The organism is Actinosynnema sp. NPDC050801 (assembly GCF_040673975.1).
GTDB lineage: Bacteria > Actinomycetota > Actinomycetes > Mycobacteriales > Pseudonocardiaceae > Actinosynnema.
Window position 1 is genome coordinate 306,915 of the sequence record NZ_JBFAQZ010000005.1, and the last position, 23,344, is coordinate 330,258.

Sequence of the window (23,344 nt, forward strand, 5' to 3'; positions counted from 1 at the left end):
TGTCAGGTTTCGTGTCGCTGCCCGGTTCAGGAAGCAACACCAACCGGGCAGGGAGTGAGTGACCATGAACAAGCACCAGATCGTCGTTCTCGGGGCCGGCTACGCCGGAGCCAACGCCGCCGGGCGCCTGGCCAAGCGACTGCACCCCGCCGACACCGAGATCACCCTCGTCAACGCCGATCCCGAGTTCGTCGAACGGGTCCGCATGCACCAACTCGCGGCCGGCCAGGACTTGAAGCCTCGCGCGCTGACCGATGTCTTCGCGGGCACGGGCGTGCGGGTGCGGCTCGCGCGGGTCACCGCCGTCGACACCGAACACAAGACCGTCGACATCGTCGATGCCGACGGCCCCGGCGAGATCGCCTACGACACGCTGGTCTACGCCCTGGGCAGCGCCGCCGCCGACTGCGGTGTTCCGGGCGTCGTCGAGCACGCCCACGACATCGCCGGCAAGCAGTCCGCGTTGCGGTTGCGTGCGAGTCTGGCCGACCTCGCCGCGGGCGGCACCGTGCTCGTCATCGGGGGCGGCCTCACCGGCATCGAAGCCGTCACCGAGATCGCCGAAGCACGGCCGGACCTCGATGTCGCACTCGCCGCCCGCGGCGGCCTCGGCGACTGGCTGAGCGAGAAGGCCCAGCACCACCTGCGCAGGGCATTCGACCGGCTCGGCATCACCCTGCACGAGCACACCGAAATCTCGAGCGTCGAGTCGACCGGCGCGGTCACCGCCGACGGCCACGCGATCCCGGCCCAGGTGACCGTCTGGACGGCCGGCTTCGCCGTCCATCCCATCGCCGCGGCCACAACCCTGCGGGTTTCCCCGACCGGCCAGATCGTCGTCGACGACACGATGCGGTCGGTCTCCCACCCCGACGTCTACGCCGTCGGTGACGCCGCGCTCGCACCAGGCGCGAGCGGCACACCACTGCGGATGTCCTGCGCCTCGGGAGTCCCCTCCGCCCACCTGGCGGCCGACGCCATCGCCGCCCGCCTCACTGGACGCCGGCTCCCCCAGAACAAGATCGGCTACCTCGGCCAGTGCATCAGCCTCGGCCGTCGCGACGCCCTCGTGCAGTGGGTCACCCCCGACGACCAGCCCAAACCGTCCGCGACGACCGGCAAGTTGGCCGCACGCCTCAAGGAGATCATTTGCAAGAGCGCGGCCTGGAGCATCTCCCACCCGACAGCGATGGTCCCCACCCGGCGTCGCCACACCATCCCGGCCGAAGAACCCCTCGCGATCACCGCGTGACACCCACCGTCGCATGGGCGTACCGCTACGGCCCCGTGCGGTGGCGGGGACAGGACCAGCACCGATGGCCTTCGACGCGTACAACCCCTCCGGGCGCCGATCGCCGCGACCGATTCGTGTCGCCCAAGGAGTAACCACACGTCGGTAGCACCACCGGGCGACACCCGTCCTGTACGAGTAGACGACTTCCGCCGACCGCGCCCGGGCCACGAAACCAGTCTTCGACAGGGCGTGCTGGCGAAGTCCTCAAGAGGTGATTGCCACGACGGGGCGGGCGTTCCCGGATCGACGGATCCGGGAACGCCCGCGCCATCGACCGGACCTGCTGACCGCCGGGCACAGCGGCGCGCCCGCCCGGCAGCGGACCCTGCGGGCGGTGCTCGACTGGAGCTGGGACCTGCTGACCGAGTCCGAGCAGGTCGTGCTGCGCCGGCTGTCGGTGCACGTGGACGGCTGGACGTTGGGCGCGGCGGAAGCCGTGGCGGGCGGCGCAGGCCTCGACGTGCCGGACCTGGTGGCCCGCCTGGTCGACCACTCCCTGGTCACGACGACCGGGGTCGACCCGCCCCGGTACCGGCTGCTGGAGTCGGTCGCGGCGTACAGCGCGGCGAAACTGCGCGAGGCGGGCGGTGCGGACGAGGTCGCCGATGTCGAGCGGCGGCACCGGGACCACTACGCCCGGCTCGCCGTGACCGCCGACCATCACCTGCGCGGACCGGGGCAGTCGCGGTGGCTGCGCCTGCTCGACGCCGAGGCCACCAACCTGCGCGCCGCGCTCGACCACGCCGCCCGCGACGGGGAAGCGCTGCCGGTGGTCGAGTCGTTGGCGTGGTGCCGGGTGCTGCGCGGGCGCCTCGGCGAGGGACGTCGGGCGCTGACCGCGGCGCTGGCCGCCGGCGGTCCGAGCGGCGTGGCGGGCACGGTGCAGGTGTGGCACGCCGCGTTCAGCCTGCTCATGGGCGTGGCGTCCGGGCTGGTGCCGTCACCGGTGACCCGTCCGACCGGGGCGGAGGACGCGGCACGGCGGGCGCGGGCGGAGTGGTTCCTCGCCGGTCTGGGCATCGGTGAGCTGGGCGTCGGCCGCGACTTGGTCGCCTCCGCGCTGGCGGTGTTCCGGGAGCAGGACGACCGGTGGGGCACGGCCGCCGCGCTGGGCACGCTCGCGCGGTACGCGTTGGCGTGCAGCGACCTGGACGCGATGGCCGGGCACGGCGAGCGCAGCATCGCCCTGTTCACCGAGGTCGGTGACCGGTGGGGGCAGCTGCACGCCACGTTCGGGCTCGGCACGCACGCCGAGGTCGTCGTCGGCGACTACGACCGCGCCGCCCGGCTGCACCGCGACGGTCTGCGGATCGCCGAGGAGCTGGGCCTGAGCACCGAGGTGTCCGACAAGCTGTCCGCGCCCGGCCGGATCGTGCTGCTGACCGGCGACCACGAGCAGGCCGACGAGCTGCACGAGTGCGCCCGCGAGCAGGCCGTCGCGCAGGGCTACACGGTCGGCGAGGAGGTCGCCGAGCTCGGGCTGGCGCTGGGCGCGCGGCGGCAGGGTCGGTTCGACCAAGCCGAGGCGTTGCTGCGCAAGTGGCTGGTGTACGACCGGCGGCTGGAGTCCGACATCGCGGTCGCCCTCATCGCCGCCGAGCTGGGCTTCATCGCCGAACAGGGCGGCGACGCCGACGCCGCCCGCGCCCTGCACCTGGAGGGGTTGGCGGCGGCGCGCAAGGCGGCCGACCCGCGGGCGGCACGGCTGCTCGGCGCGGCCGCGGCGCTGCGTGAGCAGGTCGGCGCGCCGCTGCCGACCGGTGAGCGCGGCGACGTCGACCGGATCACCGCGACCTGCCGCTCGGCGTCGGGCGAGGAGGCGTTCACCTCCGCGTTCACCTCCGCGCTCGACGACGGCCGGGCGCGCCGCGAGTCCGAAGTGGACCTCGTGGTGCCCTGAGCCGCCGCTGTCATGCGGACCGCTGTCACCCGCCTTACGGTGAACCGCATGGACGATCGGTGGGAGTACCTGTCGGTGCTCGTCGTCTGCCTCCTGCTGACCGCGCCGCTGGAGTACCTGGGCGCGGGGGTGTACCGGCGGTTCGACGCGTTGGCCCGCGCGGTGCTGCCGGTGGTGGTGCTGTTCGGCGCCTGGGACCTGGTGGCCATCGCGCGCGGGCACTGGACGTTCAGCGAGCGGTTCACGCTGGGGTTCGTGCTGCCGGGCGGGATGCCGGTGGAGGAGGCGTTGTTCTTCCTGGTGATCCCGCTGTGCGCGCTGCTGACCTACGAGGCGGTGGGCGCCGTGGTCGTGCCCCGGGCGGAGGGCGCGCGGTGGGTCCGGAATACCTGATCGCGGCGGCGGCGTCGGTCGGGCTGACGGTCGCCGCCGAGCTGTTCCTGCTGCGCACCGGCCTGTTCCGCCGTCCCGCCTACTGGCTGACCATGGCGATCGTGTTCGCGTTCCAGGTGCCGGTCGACGGCTGGCTGACCAAGTTGAGCGCGCCCGTCGTCATCTACGCGCCCACTGCCATCAGCGGGCTGCGCGTGCCGTGGGACATCCCCGTGGAGGACTTCTTGTTCGGCTTCTCGATGATCACCCTGACCCTGCTGCTGTGGGAACGCGCCCGTGCCCGGGAGGTGGCGGCCCGATGACCGGGTTGGCGATCGACGCGGTGCCCGCCGCGTTCGACTCGGCGGCGCGCGGCTACGACCTGCTGGTGGGCGCGAACCCGGGTTACCACCGGGAGCTGCGCAGGTCGGCCACCGCGCTCGGGATCGCGCACGACGGCGCCGGCCAGCGCTTGCTCGACCTCGGGTGCGGCACCGGCGCGTCCACGGCGGCACTGCTCTCGGTCGCGCCGAAGGCGGAGATCGTCGCGGTGGACGCGTCGGCCGGGATGCTCGACCGGGCGCGGCGCAAACCGTGGCCGGACACCGTGTCGTTCGTGCACGCCCGAGCCGAGGAACTCACCGCGCACGGCCCGTTCGACGGGATCTTCGCCGCGTACCTGGTCCGCAACCTGGCCGACCCCGACCCGGTGCTCGCCGCGGTCCGCGGCCTGCTCAAGCCGCGGGCGAGGTTCGTGGCGCACGAGTACTCGGTGCGCGACTCGCCGGTGGCGGGCGCGGTCTGGACCGCCGTCTGCTGGACGGTGATCATCCCCGGTGGCGCGGTGATGACCGGGTCCCCGGCGCTCTACACGTACCTGTGGCGCAGCGTGCTCGACTTCGACGGTGTTCGCGCGTTGCGGCACCGGCTGCGGCGCAACGGGTTCACCGACGTCCGCGTGCTTCCCGCCGCCGGGTGGCAGCGGGGGATCCTGCACACGTTCGTGGGGCAGACGTGAGACGGGACCGCAGGGCGGTGCGCGTTCCGGCGCCGACCGGGCGGCCGACGTGCGAGCGGGACGTGGTGGTCGTCGGCGGCGGGATCGCGGGGCTGGCCGCGGCGACGATCCTGGCCGAACGCGGCGCGCGCGTGGTGCTGTGCGAACGGGAGGACTACCTCGGCGGCCGGGTGGGCGGCTGGTCGACGCGGTTGGCCGACGGCAGCCACGCCACCATGACCCGCGGTTTCCACGCGTTCTTCCGCCAGTACTACAACCTGCGGTCGCTGCTGGCCAGGGTCGACCCGGACGGCTCGGCCCTGGTCGGCCTGCCGGACTACCCGCTGTGGCGCGCCGGCGGCCACCGCGAGGGCTTCGCCGGGTTGCCGCGCGCCGTGCCGTGGAACGCGGCCGGTTTCCTGTTGCGCAGCCCCGCGTTCGCGTGGCGCGACCTGGCCGCCGTGGACGCCCGTGCCGCCCTGCCGCTGCTGGACGTCTCCGTGCCGCGCACTTACCACGACCTGGACGACCTGGACGCCGCCACCTACCTGGACCGCGTCCGCTTCCCCCGGGCGGCGCACGCGTTGGCGTTCGAGGTGTTCTCCCGCAGCTTCTTCGCCCACCCCGGCCGGATGTCCGCCGCCGAACTCGCGACCATGTTCCACATCTACTTCCTCGGGTCGAGCGAGGGCCTGCTGTTCGACGTGCCCACCGACCCGTTCCCGCACGTGCTCTGGCAACCGCTGGCCCGTTACCTGACCGGTCTCGGGGTGACCGTGCGGACCGGCACGCCGGTGCTGCGGGTGGACCGGGGTGAGCGGTTCACCGTCCACCTGCCGGACTCGGTGCTGGCAGCGGACGCCGTGGTCATGGCCTTGGACGTGGAGGGCTTGCGCCGAGTCGTGGGTGAGTCGGACCTGGGCACCCCGCGGTGGCGCGCGGACATCGCGGACCTGGAGTGCGCGCCGCCGTTCCTGGTCTCCCGCTACTGGCTGGACCGCCCGGTGCGCGGCGACCGGCCGGGCTTCCTCGGCACCACCGGCTACGACCTGCTGGACAACGTCTCGGTGCTCGACCGCTACGAACGCGAGGCCGGCGAGTGGGCCGCCCGCACCGGCGGCTCGGTGGTCGAACTGCACGGCTACGCCCTGCCGTCCACGGTGGATCCGGCCGACGCCCGAGCCCGGCTGTTGGCGCAACTGCACGCCGTGTACCCGGAAACGCGTGCGGCACGGATCGTCGACGCGCGACACGAACTGCGCGCCGACTGCCCGTTGTTCCCACCGGGCGGCTTCGCCCGCCGCCCCACCGTGCGGACACCGGTGGACGGCCTGGTCCTGGCGGGCGACCTGGTCCGGATCGACCTGCCGGTGGCGTTGATGGAACGTGCCGCGACCACCGGCTTCGCCGCCGCCAACCACCTGCTGTCGAGGTGGGGTGTGGCGGGCACGGACCTGTGGAGCGTCCCGACCGCCGGCCGGGGTCCGGTGCTGCGCGCCCTGGCCCGCCGCTTCGGACGCAACCCGACCAACGCCCCGGTCCCGATCTGAGCACCGGTGCTCAGGGCGTCACCGCTGTGACAACGCCCTGAGCACCGGGGACGTCACGTCGGCGTGGGCGGTTCCGGCGTGGGCGGGATCGGCGGCTCGGTGGCGGGCGAGGGCTCGGGCCCCGGCGGCTGGGGCACCGGCTCCGGCACGGGCACGGGCCGCGGATCGGGCGTCTGAGGCTGGACCATGTCGACCTCCTTCACTCCACCGGGTTACCCAATCCCCCGCCTCCTACCTCCAAACCCCGAACCTCCTACCTCCACCCCGCGCGAGTCCTACCTTCAAACCGCGCGTGTCCTACGTTCGGAACGCGCGTGTCCCACGTTCAGGACCCCCGAGTTCAACGCTCAGGACGCGCGGGGTGGGTCCGTGGCGCGACGGGCGACCGACGGTGACGGGGTCAGGTTCGGCAGGACCTCCCGGCCGAACAGCCGGATCGTGTCGAGCACCGCCTGGTGCGGCAGACCGCCGATGTCGACCATGACCAGCTGCGCGTCCAGGCCCAGCAGCTCGGTCAACCGGTTCAACCGGTCGGTCACCTCGGCCGGGTCGCCGCACACCGCGGCACCCTCCACCAGCGCCTCGACGTCCACCTCACCGTCACCGCGCCAGGGATCGGCGAACCGCGCGTACGCGCTCAGGTACGGCTGCCACGTGGCCCGTGCCTCGGCGGCCGTCGGCGCGACGAACACGTGACTCGGCAACGCCACCCGCCCACGCCCGCCCATCGCCTCCCGGTAACGCTCCACCACCGGTCGGTGCGTGCACGGGTCGCGCAACGTGCTGGGCAGCATCAACGGCAACTCGAGCTCCACCGCCAAGTCGGCCGACACCGCCGACCCGCTGCCGATCCACACCGAGGGCCTGGGCTGCTGCACGGGACGCGGCGTCGTCGTGACGTCCTCCAGCGGACTGCGGTACTTCCCCGCCCACGTCACGTGCCGCTCCTCCAGCAGCCGCAGCAGCAGCCGCAGGTTCTCGTCGAACCGCGCCCGCAGGTCGTCCTGCACCCCGAACGCCGCGTCGGTCCGCTGCGACACGCCCCGCGCCACGATCAGCTCCGCCCGCCCCCGCGACAGCACGTCCAGCGTGGCCAGGTTCTCCGCCACCCGGACGGGGTCGTGGTGCGCCAGCAGCGTCACCCCGGTGGACAGCCGCAACCCGGTCGTGCGCTCGGCGATCGTGGCCAACAACAGCTCGGGCGCCGAGACGATGTACCGGGTGAAGTGGTGCTCGCCGATCGCCACCCCGGCGAAACCCGCCTCCTCGGCCACGACGGCCTGCTCCACGATCGCCCGCATCCGGTCGCACTCGGTGACCGCCCGACCGGTGTGCGGGTTGGGCAGGTGGTCGCCCAGGATCAGCAGGTAGACGTCCATCCGCCAATCTTGCCCGGCACGGCTACGGTGGCACCCGTCGAGAACCCGTCCGAGCGTCAGGAGCGCGGCGTGACCGCAGTGTCCGTGTCCGACAAGCCCGAGCAGTCCCGCTACGAGGTGCGCCTGGACGGCGAACTCGGCGGCTTCGCCGAATACACCTCGGCGGACGGCGTGGTCACGTTCACCCACACCGAGGTCGCCATCGAGGGCAAGGGCCTGGGTAGCGCGCTCGTCCGGCACGCGCTGGAGGACGTGCGCGCCAAGGGCCTGACCGTGGTGGCCCAGTGCACGTTCGTGCGCGGCTACCTGGACAAGCACCCCGAGCTGGCCGAGGTTACCGGCAAGTAGTATCCGGGGATGGAGTGGACAGAACCCGGAGTCTTCGAGGTCGCACCCGGTGTATACAGGATACCGCTGCCGCTGCCGAACGACGGATTGCACACCGTCAACGTGTATGCAATCGACGATGGTGACGGCCTCGTCCTGATCGACTCCGGCTGGGCGCTCGACGAGGGCGAGACGGCACTGGAGACGGCGCTGGGCTCCCTGGGGCACGGGTTCGAGGACGTCCGCCGCTTCCTGGTCACCCACGTCCACCGCGACCACTACACGATGGCCGTGGCGCTGCGCCGCCGGTTCGGCACCAGGATCGCGCTGGGCGCGGGGGAGCAGCCGTCCCTGGCCAAGGTCATCGGCCGCCGCCGGGACGGCTACCGCGACCTCGTCACGTGGGGCGCACCGCACCTGGCCGAACGGTGGCGCGCCGTGGTGGCGTCGGTCGGCGAGGCGGAGCTGCGCGACTACGAGGAGCCGGACGACTGGCTCCACGCCACCGACCTGGCCCTGGACAAGCGCGTGCTGCGCGTCCTGCCGACCCCCGGCCACACCCGAGGGCACGTGGTGTTCATCGACGTCGACGCGTCGCTGCTGTTCGCCGGCGACCACGTGCTGCCGCACATCACGCCGTCCATCGGCTTCGAACCGGCCCGGCCCGCGCTGCCGCTGGGCGACTACCTCGACTCGCTCCGCCTGGTCCGCGACTACCCGGACCTGCGGCTGCTGCCCGCGCACGGGCCCGTCACCGAGTCCAGCCACGCCAGGGTGGACGAACTGCTCACCCACCACGAGGACCGCCTGGCGGCCACGCTGGACGCCGTGCGCGCGGGCACGGGCACCGCCTTCGAGACCGCCCGCAGGCTGGGCTGGACCCGGCGGAACCGGACGTTCGCCGAGTTGGACCTGTTCAACCAGGTGCTGGCCACCGGCGAGACGGCCGCGCACCTGGACGTGCTGGTCCACCGCGGTGTGCTGACCGCCGACGAGGACGACGGCGTGAGGCGGTACGCGATCTGCTGAAGTACCGGGTCGGCTGAGGCACCGGGTCGGCTGAGCTGCCGGGGTCGACCGAAGCGCCGGTCGGTGGAATTGCCGGGGTAGCCGAGGCGCCCGGTCCGCGCAATTGCCGAGGTAGCCCAGGTGCCGGGTCAGCGGAAGTGCTCGGCGAGGACCGGGGCGAGGACGTCCGGCGTGATGTCGTGCCAGCCGCCGTCCAGCGTGCGGCGCCGCGCGTTCGGCAGGCGTTCGGCGACACCGTCGGCCCAGGCGCGCAGCCGTTCGTCGCTGCCCTCGCTGTCCAGCACGAGCGTCGGCACGCCGACCGAGGCCAGGTCCGGGACGGTGCCGGTGATCGTCAGGTCGTAGGCGGTGGTGTGGGCCAACGCCTCCAGCACGGGCCAGGCGGGTGACCGCCGCATCCCGGCGGTGACCTCCTCCGGCACGCCGCACGCGACGTGGAACCGGCTCATCGCGTCACCACGCCGACCCTCCGCCACCAGGGCGTCGATCTCGGCGCTCACGTCCGGCCCGGTCTGCTCCTCGAACGACAGCGGCGGCTCCAGCAGCGCCAACGCGGTGATCGGCACCCCGGCCGCCGCCGCGTGCAGGGCCAGCACCGCGCCGGACGAAAAACCGTATGCAAAAGCCGATCCACCGGCCGCCTCCACGACCGCCGCCAGGTCTTCCACCTCACGGTCGATTGCATACGGTCTGCGGTCGCCACTCTCGCCACGACCCCGGCGGTCGTAGGTGTATGCGGTATACCCCCGCAAGGCCTCGGCCAGAGCGGGCATCGGCCCCGAGCCGCGGAAGCAACACGCCGGGTCCACCAACACCACGGCCGGACCGTCGCCGACCCGTGAGTACCCGATCGTGGTGCCGTCCTTCGAGGTCACGGTGCTCATGACCCACTCCTCAAGGTTGGGAACTGGACGGTACCGTACTCGCCACAGTACTGGACGGTCCAGTACTGTCGACGTGTGGAAGAGACACGATCCGACCGCAAGCGCCGAGCCGTCCTGGACGCGGCCCGCACCGTGTTCCTGCGGCACGGCTACGTCGGCGCGAGCATGGACGAGGTCGCCGCCCTGGCCGAGGTGTCCAAGCAGACCGTCTACAAGCACTTCGCCGACAAGCAACGGCTGTTCACCGAGGTCATCACGTCCGACATCCGGGCGGCCGAACAGCGGTCCGACGAGGTGGTCGACGGCCTGGCCGACACCGCCGACCTGGCGGGTGACCTGCGCGAGATCGCCCGCAAGCTGGTCACCGTGGTCACCCAGCCGCACCTGGTCCGGCTGCGGCAGGTCGTCATCGGCGAGGCCGACCGGTTCCCCGACCTGGCCCGCACCTGGTACGCCTCGGGCCCGCACCGCGGCTACGAGCGGCTGGCCGAGCGGTTCGCCCGCCTCACCGAGCAGGGCAGGCTCCGGACACCGGACCCGCTGCTGGCCGCGCAGCAGTTCACCTGGCTCGCCCTGTCGGTGCCGCTGAACCGGGCCATGTTCGACCCCGAGCGCTACCCCGAGGACGAACTGCTCAGGTTCGCCGACGAGGGCGTGCGCGTCTTCCTGGCCGCGTACCAGCCCTAGCGGGGCAGCTTCACGACGGTCACGAAGAAGTCGTCGATCTGCCGCACGACCTCGATGAACCGGTCGAAGTCCACCGGCTTGGTGACGTAGGCGTTGGCGTGCAGGTTGTAGCTGCGCAGGATGTCCTCCTCCGCCTCCGACGTGGTCAGCACCACCACCGGGATGGGCCGCAGCGTCGCGTCCGCCTTGATCTCGGCCAGCACCTCGCGGCCGTCCATCTTCGGCAGGTTCAGGTCGAGCAGGATCAGCCCCGGCCGCGGCGCGTCCTCGTACTGGCCCTGGCGGCGGAGGAACTCCAGCGCCTCGACGCCGTCGCGCACCACGTGCAGCTGGTTGCGGATCTTGTGGTGCTCGAACGCCTCCTGCGTCATCAGCGCGTCGCCGGGATCGTCTTCGACCAGCAGGACGTCGATCACGTTCAGCGGGTTGGTCATTGCTCGTCGTCCTCTACTGCCGGCAGCGTGAACTTGAAGGTGGTTCCGGTGTCGTTCGTGGTGTCCAGCCAGATCGTGCCACCGTGGTACTCGATGATCTTGCGGCACATGGCCAGCCCGATGCCGGTACCGGGGTAGTCGTCCTTGTGGTGCAGGCGCTGGAAGATCACGAAGATCCGTTCAGCGTACTCGGGCTCGATGCCGATGCCGTTATCACTGATCGTGAACGTCCAGAATTCGCCCGTCCGCTCCACGTCCACGCGCACGTGCGGCGGCTCGTCGCCGTGGAACTTCAGCGCGTTGCTGATCAGGTTGCCGAACACGCCGCCGAGCAGCGACTCCTCGCCGCGCACGGTGGGCAGGTCCGCCACCTCGACGGTGGCCCGGGTCCGCTCGACGACCTCGGAGTAGTTGTCCAGCGCGTGGGAGACCACGTCGTCGCAGTCCACCAGCGTCTGCTCGCGGGACATCCGGCCGACCCGGGAGAACGCCAGCAGGTCGTTGATCAGCACCTGCATCCGCTTCGCGCCGTCGACGGCGAACCGCAGGTACTGCTCGCCGCGCTCGTCGAGCTCACCGGAGTAGCGCCGCTCCAGCAGCTGGCAGAAGCTCGCCACCTTCCGCAGCGGTTCCTGCAGGTCGTGCGAGGCGACGTAGGCGAACTGCTCCAGCTCCGAGTTGGACCGCCGCAGCTCCTCCAGGTCGGAGAGGATGCGCACCCGCATGGCCTCGACGTCCTGGCCGAGCATCACCGTCTCCTTCGGCCCGCCCGCCTCGACCGGGTGCTCGTAGTCGCCCGACGACACCTGTCGCACGTCCGCGGCCAGCCCCGTCAACGGCGCGATGACGATCCGGTACAGCATCACCGCCACCCCGGCGATGATCAGCACCAGCAGCAGGCCCAGGCCGATGAGCAGCCACAACGCCTGGCGAGCCGTGTCCGTCACGTTCTGGCGGCCCTCGGTGGACGCGTCCGCGAGCTTGGCCTTCAGCGCGGCCAGCGCGGTGCGGGCCCGGTCGAACAGCTCCTTGCCGCGCTCGGCGTCGGCCAGGGTGGTCTGCGGGTTGCCCGACACGTACACGAAGTCGACCAGCGGCTGGGCGTAGCTCTGCCGCCAGTCGGCCGCCAGCTGGTCGACCTCGTCCAGTTCCCGGACCAGGTCGGGCCGCGCCTGCGACAGCAGCGAGCGGGCGGCCTCCACGGCGTCGTGCTCGGCCCGACCGCCCTCGGTGTAGGGGGACAGGAAGTCCTGGTTCGCGGTGAGCACGAACCCGCGCAGACCGGTCTCCTGGTTGGCCAGCGCGATCTCGACCTCGAACAGCTCGCGGCCCGCCGGGTCGATCCGGTCCAGCAGCTCGGTGCGGGCCTCGGTCAGGCCGTTCAGCGCGACCACGAGGCTGCCGATGGCCCCGGCGCAGACGACGATCAGGACCGCGACGGCCGCGATCAACAGCTTGCTGGCGGGCCAGCGGGTGCGGTAGCGCATCAGGCGCGGTCCGAGATCAGCAGCACGGCCATGTCGTCGTCCAGCTCCCCGCCGTTGAGTTCCTTCACCCTGCTGATCAGGCTGTCCAGCAGCGTCGCCGGTGTGCGCGTCCAGTCCGGCCGCGCCGCGGTGATGTCGCCGATCAGGTCGATCAGCCGCTCCGAGCCCAGCCGCTCGCTGTCGCCGTGCACGCGGCCCTCGACCAGGCCGTCGGTGTAGAGCAACATCGCCCACCCCGGCGGCAGCGGCACGTCCAGACCGCTCCACGTGCTGTCCGGCAGCACGCCCAGCGGCAGCCCGGCCCGGTCGCGCGGCAGCTCCACCACGCGGTCGCCGACCAGCAGCATCGGCTCCGGGTGCCCGGCCAGGTAGACCCGGGCCCACCGGCGGTCCGGCGAGATCGTCACCATGCAGGCGGTGGTGAACAGGCCCGGCTGGTGGCGTTCGTGCTCCAGGATCTCGTGCAGCGTGCGCAGCACCCGCGACGGCTCCTGGTCGGCCAGCACGAGCGCCCGCCACGCGATGCGCAGGAACACGCCGATCGCGGCCTCGTCCGGGCCGTGCCCGCACACGTCGCCGATCAGCACCTGCAACGTGCCGTCGGAGGTGCGCACCACGTCGTAGAAGTCACCGCCCAGCAGCATCCGGCTGCCGCCTGGCCGGTAGCGGACCTGCCAGCCGATGTCCTCGCCGTGCATGATCGGCGACGGCAGCAGGCCGCGTTCCAGGCGGGTCTTCTCCGCCGCGAGCAGTTTCTCGTCGCGCAGTTGGCGCTGGGTCTCCTCGACGCGCTTGCGGCCGACCGCGTACCGGATGCTCCGGGCCAGGCCGACACCGTCCACCTGGCCCTTGACCAGGTAGTCCTCCGCGCCCTGGGCCACCGCCTGGGTGCCCTGGTGCTCGTCGTTGAGGCCGGTGAGCACGATGATCGCCACCGGTGCCGGGTTGGCGAGCAGCCTGGTCAGGCCGTCGAGACCGGTCGTGTCGGGCAGCCCGAGGTCCAGCAGCACGCAGTCGGCCTTGGGCAGCAGGCCCTCGGCCTCGCGCAGGGTCCGCGCCCGGTGCAGTGCGACGTCCGCCTCGACTTCCTCCAACAGGGCTTCGACCAGCACGGCGTCGCCCTCGTCGTCTTCGACGAGGAGCACGTTGATCCGGTTCACCGCGGTCCGCGGTGTGGGAAGCCCTGCCACGGGGGAGGAGATTAGTCGAACTCGATCAGGCCTGGGTGAGGGTGGTGCGGCGGGTCGGCGGAACCGACGGGTGGGGCGCGGTGCGCGGCCCGGACGCCATGACCGAAGATCCTGGCGTGACGTTCTCCCAGATGGTGGCGCTGACGACCCGTTTGCCCCGGCGGGGCCGCGGTTTCTGGTACTCCGTGGCGATCGACCTGCTGTGGCCGCTGGTGGTGCTGTTCGTGCGCATGCGGATGGCGGGTAGGACCAACATCCCGCGTGAGGGCGCGGTGCTGCTGGCCTCCAACCACCTGTCCTTCGCCGACCCGGTCACGTTGACCGCGTTCGCGCTCGCCTCCGGCAGGGTGCCCCGGTACCTGGCCAAGGCGAGCCTGTGGAAGGCGCCGGTGATCGGGTGGGTCATGTCGTCGGGGCGGCACATCCCGGTCGACCGCGACAGCGTGCGCGCGGGCAAGGCGCTGGACGGCGCGCGGACCTCGCTGGACGCGGGGGAGTGCGTGATCGTCTACCCCGAGGGGACCTTCACCAACGATCCCGACGGCTGGCCCATGCGCGGCAAGAACGGCGTCGCGCGGCTGGCGTTGACGTCCCGCACGCCCGTGGTGCCGGTGGCGCAGTGGGGCACCAGGGAACTGCTGCCGCCGGGCAGGTTCGTGCCCCGGCCGTGGCGGAAGGTGACCGTGGTCGCGGGTGCGGAGGTCGACCTGTCCGACCTGTACGGGCTGGAGCCGACCAAGGTGGTGCTGGACGAGGCGACCGCGCGGATCATGGGCGCGGTGACCGCGCTGCTCACCGGTGTGCGCGACCTGCCGCACCCCGGCGGGCGGTGACGGTCAGCGGGTCTTCGCCTGGCGCTCGCGCTCCCACCGCAGGTACTGGCCCGTGACGGTGGACACGCTGGTGAGCAGCCACACGGCCACGCCCGCGTCGTCCGTGACGCCGATCAGCGGCAGCAGTTCGGGCAGCAGGTCGATCGGGGAGACCAGGTAGGCGACGGCGAACCCCCACGTGGCCAGGGTGGTCGTGGGCAGGCCGTAGGCCTTGCGCTCGCGCAGCAGCCGGGGCAGCGCCCTGGCCCGGTCCACGACGTTGCCGACCGGGCGCGGCTCGCCGTTGCGCTCCCACCGGCGGCGCCGGCGCACGACCCACAGCACACCGGCCGCCACGCCGAGCACGACCAGGCCGGAGCCGACGACGGCGGGCGGCAGGCCGATCAGCTCGTCGTCACGCCACAGCAGCGTGCTCAGCCCGACGAGGGTGAGGACCACGCTGAGGAAGATCACACGTCCATGGTAGTGGCGGCGGGCCGCTCGTGCGGGCGGGCGCCGGGTCACGGGGCGGAAACTTCCGCGTCGACCTGGGCGCGGCGCGGGCGGGTCGATCAATACGATGGCTCGGTGAGCGATTCCCCCCGGTTACCGCCGAGATCGGTCGTCGTCGCGCTGTTCGTCGTCGCCGCCTGCGCGGTCCTCGCGGCCGGCGGCCTGACCGCCGTGGTGCTCGCGGACGACGGGCCCCGGCAGGCCGCCCAGGCGCCGGCCGGGCGACCCTCGCCGAGCGCCCGGGAGGACACCTCCCGCGCCGTCGGGGCGCCGTTGTGCCTGGTCGGCTCCTGGCGCACGGTGGACGAGCGGTTGATGATCAAGTTCTACACCAACGAGGACCCGATCCCGTTCACGGTGAGCGGCCGGGCCTACGACTTCCGGCCCGACGGCACCGGGACCGAGCGGATGGACAACGTCGTGTTCACCGGCACGTTCCAGGGCAACCAGCTGCGGTTGGTGGGCCAGGGGTTCAGCGAGTTCACCTGGACCGCCACGGACAAGGTGATCACCTACGGCAACCGGACCCGGTCCGAGGCGTCGTTCTCGTACTACGACCAGCGCGGGTTCCTCGAAACGCAGCCGTTGCCGGGTGACCGCCCGATGAACGAGGTGAACGACTACGCCTGCCAGGGCACGCAGCTCGTGGAGAGCAACGCGGGTCTCGGCTTCCAGTCGGCGTGGGTGCGCACCGCCGCGTCCGGGGTGTACGGCTGATGCGGGCGGTGTTGACGGCGGTGGCGCTGCTGGCGTTCATGGCTGCCGCCGCTGGTCCTGTTGCCGCCGCTCCTGTTGCTGCCGTTGCCGTTGCCGGCCGGCCGTCGAGCCCGGAGGAGTTGGCCGCCGCCATCGCCAGGCCGGCCATCGTGTTCATCACCGTGGAGTGGCACGGCTGGGTGCGCGACAAGCGCACCGGCGAGGTGTTCGGCGGTGAGAAGGGCTACGCGGTGAAGGCGACGTGCAGCGGTGTGGTGATCCGGCCGGACGGGCACGTGGCCACCGCGAGCCACTGCGTCCACACCGGACCGCAGGGTGGCGCGGGCGTGTTGTTCGACGCGGCGATCGCCGACCTCGCGGCGGTCGGTCGGATCGGTGACCGGGTGAAGGCCAAGCAGCAGATGGCCGAGCACGCCGTGGCCGAAGGGGCGAACCCCGACCGGCCGATCGACCGCGCGATCCAGGTGGAGCGGATGGAGTCCACCGGCGACGGTCCGATCCGCGACATCGCGCCGGCCACGGTGGTGGACCTGGTCGCGCCGACCGACGGTGACGTGGCGGTGCTGAAGGTGCCGCGCGACAACCTGCCGTCGTTGGAGGTCCGGGCGGAGCAGACGGCGGTCGGCACGCCGATCCTGGCCATCGGGTACCCCGGTTCGGCGAGCGCGGCGGTCGACCCGAGCCTGGAGCCGAGCAACAAGAACGGGCAGGTGTCGGCGCGGCGGACGCAGAACGAGCGGCCGTTCTACGAGTTCAGCGCCGCGGCCACGCAGGGCATGAGCGGCGGGCCGGTGGTGGACATGGAGGGGCGGGTCGTCGGTCTGGTGAGCCAGGGGTCGCCGGGGGAGACGCAGTCGTTCAACTTCGCCGCCGCGTCGTCGACGCTGCTGGACGTGCTGGCGGGCAAGGACGTCAAGGCGGAGCCGGGCGCGCACGACCGTGCGTACCGGGCCGCGTTGGACAGCTACTTCGCCGAGGACTTCGACGGTGCGGTGGAGGGGTTCGACGACGTGCTGGCGGCGTCGCCCGGTCACCTGCCGGCCACGGAGTACCGGCGGTCGGCGGTCGATCGCGGTGGGTCGGCTGGAGGTGGCTCGATGCTGCTCATCGGGTTCGCGGTGCTCTGCGCCGGTGTGGCGGTGGCGACCGCGACCGCGGGCACGGCGATCGCACTGGCCCGCAGGCGGCAGTCGTCCGCCGGTGCCGTGCCGCCGCCTGGGCCGGTTCCGGTCCCCGGGCCGGTTCCGCCGGTGGTGTCCGGTGTGGACACGCCGCCGTTCGGCATCCCGGTTCAGGTGGCACCCGTCGTGCCGCCGCCGGCGGCCGCGGACACCGTCAAGGTGGAGCGGCAGGAGGACGGACCGACGACGCCGCAACCCTCGTCCTGAGCGTTGAACTCAGGGGTCCTGAGCGTTCGACTCGCGCGTCCTGAACGTAGGACTCGCGCGACGCGAACGGAGGACACGCGCGTTCTGAGTGTTGGACACGCGCGTTCTGAACGTAGGACACGCGCGTTCTGAGCGTTGGACACGCGGGGTTAGGGGTTGCGGGATCTGGCGGTGCGGTTGGCTTCGGTCAGGTCGGCGGCGGTGACGAGGCGGACCTCGGCGGCGCGGCGGGCCACGGCGAACCTGGTGTTCTGCAGGCGGCCCGCGTGCGGTGCGAGGAACGGGTCGTCGGCGGCGCCGAAGGCGATGGCCGAGATCGCGCGGATCGCGTCGTCGACCCGTTGCGGCCGGTGCAGGTTCCACGCGTAGCCGTGCCATTCGAGGACCCGTTCGAAGATCTCCCGGTTCGACGGCGGCCGGGGGTAGTCGTCCGCGCCCACCAGCCACGGTTCGCACAGCGCCAGCGCGACGAACCAGTCCCGCCCGCCGCGCACCAGCCCCGGACCGGTCCGCGTGTCCTCACCGACCGACCCGAACGGCACCTCCGGCGTCATCGGCGAGTGCTCCACGTCGAGGGTGATCAGCAGGTCGGCGAACCCGTCGCCGCCACCGTTCCTGCCCCGCAGCAGCACCAGCTGGTTCTCCCCGGCGTCCAGCAACGCCGCCGCCGACCGGGTCAGGATCACCCGCCGCGCCCCGCCCGGCGCGTCGAACAGGCTCGACAGCTGCGCCTCACCCGCGCCCAGCCACGTCAACGACACCACGTCCGCGCCGACGGCCAGCTCGCCGACCAGCCGCGACACGTGCGGCGCGCAGTCCGGCAACGCCACCACCACCCGACCGGGACCGGCCGGACCCACCACACCGTGCGGCGCACGCCCGAATAGCAACGACTCGCCGGGCCCCAACACCACCGAGGCCAGCCCCGCGCCCCGCACCACCACCCGCGGCACGGCGCTACTCCGGGCACCGGGGCGGGTCGCCCCGGTCCGGTCCCAGCGCCTGCCACTCCTCGGCCAGCGTCGCCGGGTCGAGCGCACCGCACAGCACCTCGACCGCGCGGTCCGGCACGAGGTCCCACAGGTGGGCGGCGCCGTCGGCGCTCACCGACGCGACCAGCTCGCCGTCCGGGTGGAACGCCACGTCGTTCAGCTCGGCGCCGTGTCGGTCCAGCCGTGCCAACTGCCTCGCGCCGTCGACCTCCCACAAGCGCAGCACGGTGTCCTGGCTCGCGGTGGCCAGCGTCCGGCCGTCCGGGCTCCACGCCACCCGGCGCACCGGCGAGTCGTTGCCGGTGAGCCTGCCGACCTCGACGCCGTCCTTGATCCGCCACAGCCGCACCAGCCGGTCGCCGCCGCCGGTGGCCAGCACGGAGCCGTCCGGGCTGAACTCCACGTCGATCGCGATGCTGTCGTGGCCGGGCAGGATCCTCCACTCCGAGCCGGGGTCCACGAGGTCCCACAGCCCGATCCGCCCGCCCGCCAACGTCACCGCCAGCGTGCGGCCGTCGGGGCTGAACGAGACGCCGGTCGGGTAGTTGGGCTCCACACCGTTGACCGGTGTGTTGCGCGGCTCCTGCGCCGTCGCCCGGCGGTTGACCAGCTCCAGGTCGGCGGCGTCGAACAGGAGCGTTTCGTCGCGCTCCTCCTTCGACCCGGTCGGGGTGCGGCCCGCGACGGCGATCGTCTTGCCGTCCGGGCTGAACCGCACCGCGGTGAACTCCGTGCCGGGCCGGGAGAACCGGCGGGCCTCCGCGCCCGTCTCCGCCTTCCACACCACGAGCAGGCCGTCCACGTCCACCGTGGCCAGCTCGGTGCCGTCCGGGCTGAACGCCACGTCGTAGGCGTGGTCGCCGTGACCCGCCAGCTCGTGGACCAGCTTCGAGTTCCGGTGGTCCCACAGCCGCACCACGCCGTTGCCGCTGGTGGTGGCGAGCAGGTCCCCGCCGGGCTGGAAGGCCGCGCTGAGCAGCGCGGAGTCGCGCCGGCTCAACGTCGTCCGCTGGTAGGACCACACCGTGATCACGCCGGTGGAGTCGGAGCTGAGCAGCGTGCGGCCGTCGGCGGGCATCGCCACGCCGAACGTGGTCACCGAACCGGCTGCGTACTGGGTCAGCAGGTCACCGGTGGCGGTGTCCCACGAGTAGACGCTCGCACCGACCGCGCCCGCCACCACGGCCGAGCCGGACGGCGTGAACGCGACGGAGCTCAACCCCACCTCGGGCGAGGTCACCACCTTGCGCGTGGCCCACGTCGCGGTGTCCCACAACCGGATCGTCGCGTCCATGCCGGTGGTGGCCAGCAGCCCGCCGTCCGGCGCGAACGCCAGTGAGTTCACCTCGCCGGTGTGCCCGGTGAGGTTCGCGACCACCGCGCCGTCGCTCGCCCGGTGCACCACGACGTCGTTGCCGTTGGTCAACGCGATCAGCCCCGGGTCGGGCAGCAGCGCCATCCGGATCGAGGGCGCCGCCGTGAACACCGCCTTCTCGGTGAACCCCGCCGTCTCCCACACCACCACACCGCGATCGGTGTAGGCGACCAGCGTGCCGCCGTCGGGGGAGAGCGCGGTGTCGACGGCCTCGCCCGGCACGGTGAACACCCGCTTGCGTGCCGGCACGTCCCACAGCTCGACCTTCGACGTGGTCGGGTCGGCCGTCGCGAGCAGCCGGCCGTCGGCGCTCATCGCCGCCGTGCGGTACCAGCCGCCCTTGTCGTCCAGCACGGCCAGCTCACGACGCGTGGGCACGTCCCACAGCCGCAGCGTGCCGTCCCGGCCGCCGGACGCCGCGGTCTTCCCGTCACCGCTGACCACGAGCGCGTTGATCGCGCCGACGTGCCCGGTCATCCGGCCGCGGTAGGCGTCGGTGCTCGCGGACAGCAGCGCGCTGCGCCCCTCGACGGTCGGGCTCGCCCGCCACGCGCCGAACGCCGCCAACGCCGCCCGCCGCGGGTCCACGGTCCTGGCCAGCGCCGATTCCGCCGCCAGCTGCCGCGACAGGTTCTGCTGCCGGCCGGTGTCCGCGCGGTCCCGTTCGGCCTGCGCCGACTGCTGCAACCGCGTGGCCACCACGACCGCCACCGACGCGATCACCAGCAGCAGGCTCAGCGCCACCACCAGGCCGCGCAACCGGTTCGTGCGCCGCCGTGCCGCCAGCTGACCGGCGTGCTCGGCCGCGGTCGACCGGGCGAGGAACTCCTGTTCCACCGGCTGCAACCGCACCCGGTCCCGCGCCGACTCCAACCAGGTGCTCAGCGACGCCAACCGGACACCCCGGTACAGGTCGTCGTCGTGCTGCCCGGACTCCACCCAGACCCGGACCGAGTCGGTGAACCGGCGGTGCTGCACCAGGCCGGCGCGGTCCTCCTCGATCCAGTCCCGCAGCCGCGGCCACGCGGTGAACAACGCCTCGTGGCTCAGCCGCGCGCCCGACCCGTCCACGGTCACCAGCCGTGCCGCGATCAACCGGTCCAGCACGTGCCGCTGCACGGCGAACTCGCGCGGGTCCACCCGCCGCCGGACCACGGCGCCGTCGTCCAGCACCGCCACCAGTCGCAGCAGGATCGCCCGCAACGCCTGCCGCCCGGCCGGGTCGAGCGCGGCGTGGATCTCCTCGGCGGTGCGCGACACCGCGCCGTCGATGCCACCCGCACGGCGGTAGGCGGCCAGCGTCAGCACCGGGCCGTCGCGGTGCAGCCACGACTCGCGCAGCGCGTGCGCCAACCGGGGCAACGCGCCGGGGTCGTAGCCGATCTCACCGCGCACGCCCAGGTCGGCGATCATCCGCTCGGGCAGGCCGGGTTCCACCTCGACGCCGAAGTCCTTGGCGGGGCTGACGATCGCCTGCCGCAACCCGGTGGCGTCCAGCGGCCCCAGCAGCACCGGCGCGGCGAGCGCGGGGCGCAGCGGCGCGAGTTCGATGCACCGGTCCAGCAGGTCCGCCCGCACGGCCAGGACGACCAGCGCCGGGCGTGCGGCGGTCAGGGCCGTGGCGAAGGCCAACCGGGCCGCCTCCGGCGCGTTGAACACCTCCTCGAACTGGTCGACCACGATCACCGGCCGCGTCGGGCCGGCGCAGAACTCGCCGAACCGCAGCGGCGTCTCCCAGATCAGCCGCGTCCACTCCGCGACGCCGACCGGGGTGTGCGCGGCCATCGCGGCGGCCAGGTTGCCCACCGGGTCGACGCCCGGCGTCAACACCACCTGCGGCCACGTGTCGTCGCCCTCCGAGCTCAGCGCGGGCAGCAGACCGGCCTTGAGCACGGACGACTTGCCCGCGCCGGACGCGCCGACCACCACCACCGGCTCGCCGCCGCCGACCTGCTCGGCCAACCGGACCAGCAGTTCGGTGACGACGTGCTCGCGGCCGTGGAACAGGTCGGCGTCGGCCCGCTCGAACCCGCTCAGACCGGGGTACGGGGTGACCTGCGACCGGGTGCGCGGGCCGCGGGGCCTGTTGGCGGAGCGCAGGACCGCGCGCACCAACCGGCCCTGGTCGCCCTCCTGGCCGGGCGAGGTGGGCCGGGCGGCCCGTGCGGTGTCACCGTCGTACGCGGCGGTCCGGGCGGCGGCGATGAGCGCCGAGGCCGACTCGAACCGCCGTGCCGGGTCCTTCGCCAGTCCGCGCAGGACCACCGCGTCCAGCCCGGGGGTGACGGTCGGGCTGAACACCGACGGCGCGGGCGGCGGTTGCAGGAGGTGGGCGGCGACCTTCGCGGCCGGGTCGGTGGCCGGGTGCGGCAGCCTGCCGGTCAGGCACTCGAACAGCACGCAGGCCAGGGAGTACTGGTCGGACCGGCCGTCGACCGCGCCGCCGGACAGGCGTTCTGGCGCCATGTAGTCCCAGGAGCCGATGAGGTCGCCGGACCGGGTCAGCGCGGTGGCCTCGGGCGAGGTCTCCCGCGCGATGCCGAAGTCGGCCAGGTACGCGTGGTCCTCGGCGGTGATCAGGATGTTGGACGGCTTGACGTCCCGGTGGACCAGGCCGCGCTCGTGGGCGGCGTCCAGCGCGGCGGCGACCTGCGCGAGGATCTCCAGCGCCCGCACCGGGTCCACCTCGCCCCCACCGAGCGCGCGGCGCAGGTCCGTGCCCTCGACCAGCATCATGTCGAGGAAGAGGTGGCCGTCGATCTCGCCGAAGTCGTTGACCGGGATGACGTTCGGGTGGCGCAGCCCGGCGGCGATGCGCGACTCGCGCTGGAACCGGGCGCGGTACTCGTGGTCGGTGGCCGAGGCGGCGAGGCGCTTCAGCGCGACGACCCGGTCGTTGGCGCTGTCGTAGGCGCGGTGCACCACGCCCATGCCGCCCTGCCCCAGCAGGTCGCGGATCTCGTACCGCCCGAAGTCCGCTAAGCCGGACCGCGCCCCCATAGCGCCCCCTCACCCTGAGCCCGCCCAACCCTACTCGGCCGCGCCTGCCCGGTGATCCGCGCTCGACCCCGACCGGAAGGGGTGTGCCGCGGGCCCCGGACGGGTGTGGGACGCCCGCCCGCGGCCCGCGGTTCCTCGCGTCGGACCCCGCCGGCCGAAGGGGGGTGCCGGCGGGGTCCGGGGAGCGGCGCCCGCGGGGCGAGGGGTGAACCCGCGGACGCCGGGGTCGCGCCCTGCCGGATCGGTCAGATGCCGCAGGCCGACGCCGACCAGAAGCGGCTGCCCCGGTGGTCGACGTGGGTGTGGTCGCCGTGACCCGGGTAGCCCGGGCCGAGAATGCCGTTGAAGCCGTGGTTGCGGGCCTGCTGGGCGAGCCGGCACAGGGAGTGCGGTCCGGCGCCGAGGTCGACCGCGTCGCCGTAGAGATGTCGGGAGTCGGACGCGCCGCCGACCGCGTCGTTGCACGCGATGCTGCGGAACCCGCTGGTCACCCGGATCGCCTGGTCGCCCAACGCGTGCCGCATCGCCTGGAGCTTCCACATCGACACCAGGGCGTTGAACTTCGCGGTCGCCGCCGACACCTTGCCGCCGCCCCAGGTGGAGTTGCAGTTGTTCAACTCCGCGTAGGAGAAGTTGACCGGTGTGCAGTCGTCGTCCTGCAGGGCGTAGAGCCGCGAGTACGTCGCGCTGCCCGCCACCCCGTCCGCCCCGAGCCCGTACGCCTGCTGGAAGCGCACGAGGGCCGACCTGGTGGCCGGGCCGAACTGGCCGTCGATGCCGAGCACCGCGCCGTAGCCGGGGTAGCCCGACAGCCGGATCTGCAACTGCCGCACGTCCTCGCCGGACGCGCCCGAGGAGAGGGTTCGGTTCCACGTGTAGCAGCCGTCGGCTTGCGCCGTACCACCACCAGTCACGAGCACCACGGCGACGAGCGCCAACGACGCCAGATAGGAAACTAGTCGGAGCACAGGGACCTCCAGACCGGGTTGGGGGACGGCTCTGGAGCCTGGCGGAGAG

At 72.8% G+C, this 23,344-nt stretch carries 22 protein-coding genes; 12 read left to right on the forward strand and 10 right to left on the reverse strand.

Going from position 1 to position 23,344, the window contains the following annotated elements:
• The first annotated feature begins 64 nt into the window (after positions 1-64).
• The 6 genes from AB0K14_RS14100 to AB0K14_RS14125 all read left to right on the forward strand — a co-directional run bounded on the left by AB0K14_RS14100 (position 65) and on the right by AB0K14_RS14125 (position 6,113).
• A complete protein-coding gene (locus AB0K14_RS14100; protein ID WP_360450561.1) occupies positions 65-1,252 on the forward strand; it encodes an FAD-dependent oxidoreductase in 1,188 nt (395 codons plus the stop codon).
• Positions 1,253-1,505: 253 nt separating this feature from the next.
• Complete coding sequence (locus AB0K14_RS14105; protein ID WP_360450563.1) at positions 1,506-3,194, forward strand: hypothetical protein; 1,689 nt, start codon at positions 1,506-1,508, stop codon at positions 3,192-3,194.
• Positions 3,195-3,242: 48 nt separating this feature from the next.
• Positions 3,243-3,587, forward strand: a complete 345-nt coding sequence (locus AB0K14_RS14110) for a lycopene cyclase domain-containing protein (RefSeq protein WP_360450566.1) — start codon at positions 3,243-3,245, stop codon at positions 3,585-3,587.
• Positions 3,569-3,889 carry a lycopene cyclase domain-containing protein gene (locus tag AB0K14_RS14115; protein ID WP_360450569.1) on the forward strand — a complete coding sequence of 107 codons (321 nt, stop codon included), beginning with the start codon at positions 3,569-3,571 and terminating at the stop codon, positions 3,887-3,889. The genes AB0K14_RS14110 and AB0K14_RS14115 overlap by 19 nt, the downstream gene beginning before the upstream one ends.
• Positions 3,886-4,584 carry a class I SAM-dependent methyltransferase gene (locus AB0K14_RS14120; RefSeq protein WP_360450572.1) on the forward strand — a complete coding sequence of 233 codons (699 nt, stop codon included), beginning with the start codon at positions 3,886-3,888 and terminating at the stop codon, positions 4,582-4,584. The genes AB0K14_RS14115 and AB0K14_RS14120 overlap by 4 nt, the downstream gene beginning before the upstream one ends.
• Positions 4,581-6,113: an FAD-dependent oxidoreductase gene (locus tag AB0K14_RS14125; protein ID WP_360450574.1), complete on the forward strand. Its 1,533-nt coding sequence runs from the start codon at positions 4,581-4,583 to the stop codon at positions 6,111-6,113. Before AB0K14_RS14120 ends, AB0K14_RS14125 begins: the two co-directional genes overlap by 4 nt.
• A gap of 53 nt (positions 6,114-6,166) precedes the next feature.
• Here the strand turns inward: AB0K14_RS14125 and AB0K14_RS14130 are convergent, their stop codons facing one another.
• A complete protein-coding gene (locus AB0K14_RS14130; protein ID WP_360450577.1) occupies positions 6,167-6,301 on the reverse strand; it encodes a hypothetical protein in 135 nt (44 codons plus the stop codon).
• A 159-nt stretch (positions 6,302-6,460) separates the two neighbouring features.
• Positions 6,461-7,492, reverse strand: coding sequence for an LLM class flavin-dependent oxidoreductase (locus AB0K14_RS14135; protein ID WP_360450579.1), 1,032 nt, complete (start codon positions 7,490-7,492; stop codon positions 6,461-6,463).
• A 69-nt stretch (positions 7,493-7,561) separates the two neighbouring features.
• Between AB0K14_RS14135 and AB0K14_RS14140 the strand changes: the two genes are divergently transcribed.
• Positions 7,562-7,840: a GNAT family N-acetyltransferase gene (locus tag AB0K14_RS14140; RefSeq protein ID WP_360450582.1), complete on the forward strand. Its 279-nt coding sequence runs from the start codon at positions 7,562-7,564 to the stop codon at positions 7,838-7,840.
• 9 nt (positions 7,841-7,849) lie between these two features.
• A complete protein-coding gene (locus AB0K14_RS14145) occupies positions 7,850-8,848 on the forward strand; it encodes an MBL fold metallo-hydrolase (protein WP_360450585.1) in 999 nt (332 codons plus the stop codon).
• 128 nt (positions 8,849-8,976) lie between these two features.
• Here AB0K14_RS14145 and AB0K14_RS14150 read toward each other — a convergent pair whose 3' ends face one another.
• Positions 8,977-9,732, reverse strand: a complete 756-nt coding sequence (locus AB0K14_RS14150) for an alpha/beta hydrolase (protein ID WP_360450588.1) — start codon at positions 9,730-9,732, stop codon at positions 8,977-8,979.
• A gap of 75 nt (positions 9,733-9,807) precedes the next feature.
• Between AB0K14_RS14150 and AB0K14_RS14155 the strand changes: the two genes are divergently transcribed.
• Positions 9,808-10,419 (forward strand): TetR/AcrR family transcriptional regulator, encoded by a 612-nt coding sequence (locus AB0K14_RS14155; RefSeq protein WP_360450591.1) that lies wholly within the window; start codon positions 9,808-9,810, stop codon positions 10,417-10,419.
• Here the strand turns inward: AB0K14_RS14155 and AB0K14_RS14160 are convergent.
• The 3 genes from AB0K14_RS14160 to AB0K14_RS14170 are packed head-to-tail and all read right to left on the reverse strand — an operon-like array spanning position 10,416 to position 13,530.
• Positions 10,416-10,853 (reverse strand): response regulator, encoded by a 438-nt coding sequence (locus AB0K14_RS14160; protein WP_360450594.1) that lies wholly within the window; start codon positions 10,851-10,853, stop codon positions 10,416-10,418. The genes AB0K14_RS14155 and AB0K14_RS14160 overlap by 4 nt on opposite strands.
• Positions 10,850-12,340 (reverse strand): ATP-binding protein, encoded by a 1,491-nt coding sequence (locus tag AB0K14_RS14165; RefSeq protein ID WP_360450597.1) that lies wholly within the window; start codon positions 12,338-12,340, stop codon positions 10,850-10,852. The genes AB0K14_RS14160 and AB0K14_RS14165 overlap by 4 nt, the downstream gene beginning before the upstream one ends.
• The gene (locus AB0K14_RS14170; protein ID WP_360450600.1) at positions 12,340-13,530 is read right to left on the reverse strand and encodes a fused response regulator/phosphatase; all 1,191 of its coding nucleotides are present in this window, start codon (positions 13,528-13,530) and stop codon (positions 12,340-12,342) included. Before AB0K14_RS14170 ends, AB0K14_RS14165 begins: the two co-directional genes overlap by 1 nt.
• A gap of 131 nt (positions 13,531-13,661) precedes the next feature.
• Here AB0K14_RS14170 and AB0K14_RS14175 point away from each other — a divergent pair, with 131 nt between their 5' ends.
• A complete protein-coding gene (locus tag AB0K14_RS14175; RefSeq protein ID WP_360450703.1) occupies positions 13,662-14,363 on the forward strand; it encodes a lysophospholipid acyltransferase family protein in 702 nt (233 codons plus the stop codon).
• A 3-nt stretch (positions 14,364-14,366) separates the two neighbouring features.
• Here AB0K14_RS14175 and AB0K14_RS14180 read toward each other — a convergent pair whose 3' ends face one another.
• Positions 14,367-14,816: a YkvA family protein gene (locus AB0K14_RS14180; protein WP_360450603.1), complete on the reverse strand. Its 450-nt coding sequence runs from the start codon at positions 14,814-14,816 to the stop codon at positions 14,367-14,369.
• Between the two features lie 114 nt (positions 14,817-14,930).
• On the opposite strand from AB0K14_RS14180, the gene AB0K14_RS14185 reads away from it, so the two are divergent.
• Both AB0K14_RS14185 and AB0K14_RS14190 read left to right on the forward strand, forming a co-directional pair.
• Positions 14,931-15,572 (forward strand): hypothetical protein, encoded by a 642-nt coding sequence (locus AB0K14_RS14185; protein WP_360450606.1) that lies wholly within the window; start codon positions 14,931-14,933, stop codon positions 15,570-15,572.
• Positions 15,572-16,960 (forward strand): serine protease, encoded by a 1,389-nt coding sequence (locus AB0K14_RS14190; protein WP_360450609.1) that lies wholly within the window; start codon positions 15,572-15,574, stop codon positions 16,958-16,960. The genes AB0K14_RS14185 and AB0K14_RS14190 overlap by 1 nt, the downstream gene beginning before the upstream one ends.
• A 149-nt stretch (positions 16,961-17,109) precedes the next feature.
• Here AB0K14_RS14190 and AB0K14_RS14195 read toward each other — a convergent pair whose 3' ends face one another.
• The 3 genes from AB0K14_RS14195 to AB0K14_RS14205 form a co-directional block, all read right to left on the reverse strand.
• A complete protein-coding gene (locus tag AB0K14_RS14195; RefSeq protein ID WP_360450612.1) occupies positions 17,110-17,913 on the reverse strand; it encodes a hypothetical protein in 804 nt (267 codons plus the stop codon).
• 4 nt (positions 17,914-17,917) lie between these two features.
• Positions 17,918-22,327 carry a protein kinase gene (locus AB0K14_RS14200; RefSeq protein WP_360450615.1) on the reverse strand — a complete coding sequence of 1,470 codons (4,410 nt, stop codon included), beginning with the start codon at positions 22,325-22,327 and terminating at the stop codon, positions 17,918-17,920.
• A gap of 245 nt (positions 22,328-22,572) precedes the next feature.
• Positions 22,573-23,295: a D-Ala-D-Ala carboxypeptidase family metallohydrolase gene (locus AB0K14_RS14205; RefSeq protein ID WP_360450618.1), complete on the reverse strand. Its 723-nt coding sequence runs from the start codon at positions 23,293-23,295 to the stop codon at positions 22,573-22,575.
• Positions 23,296-23,344 lie beyond the last annotated feature (49 nt).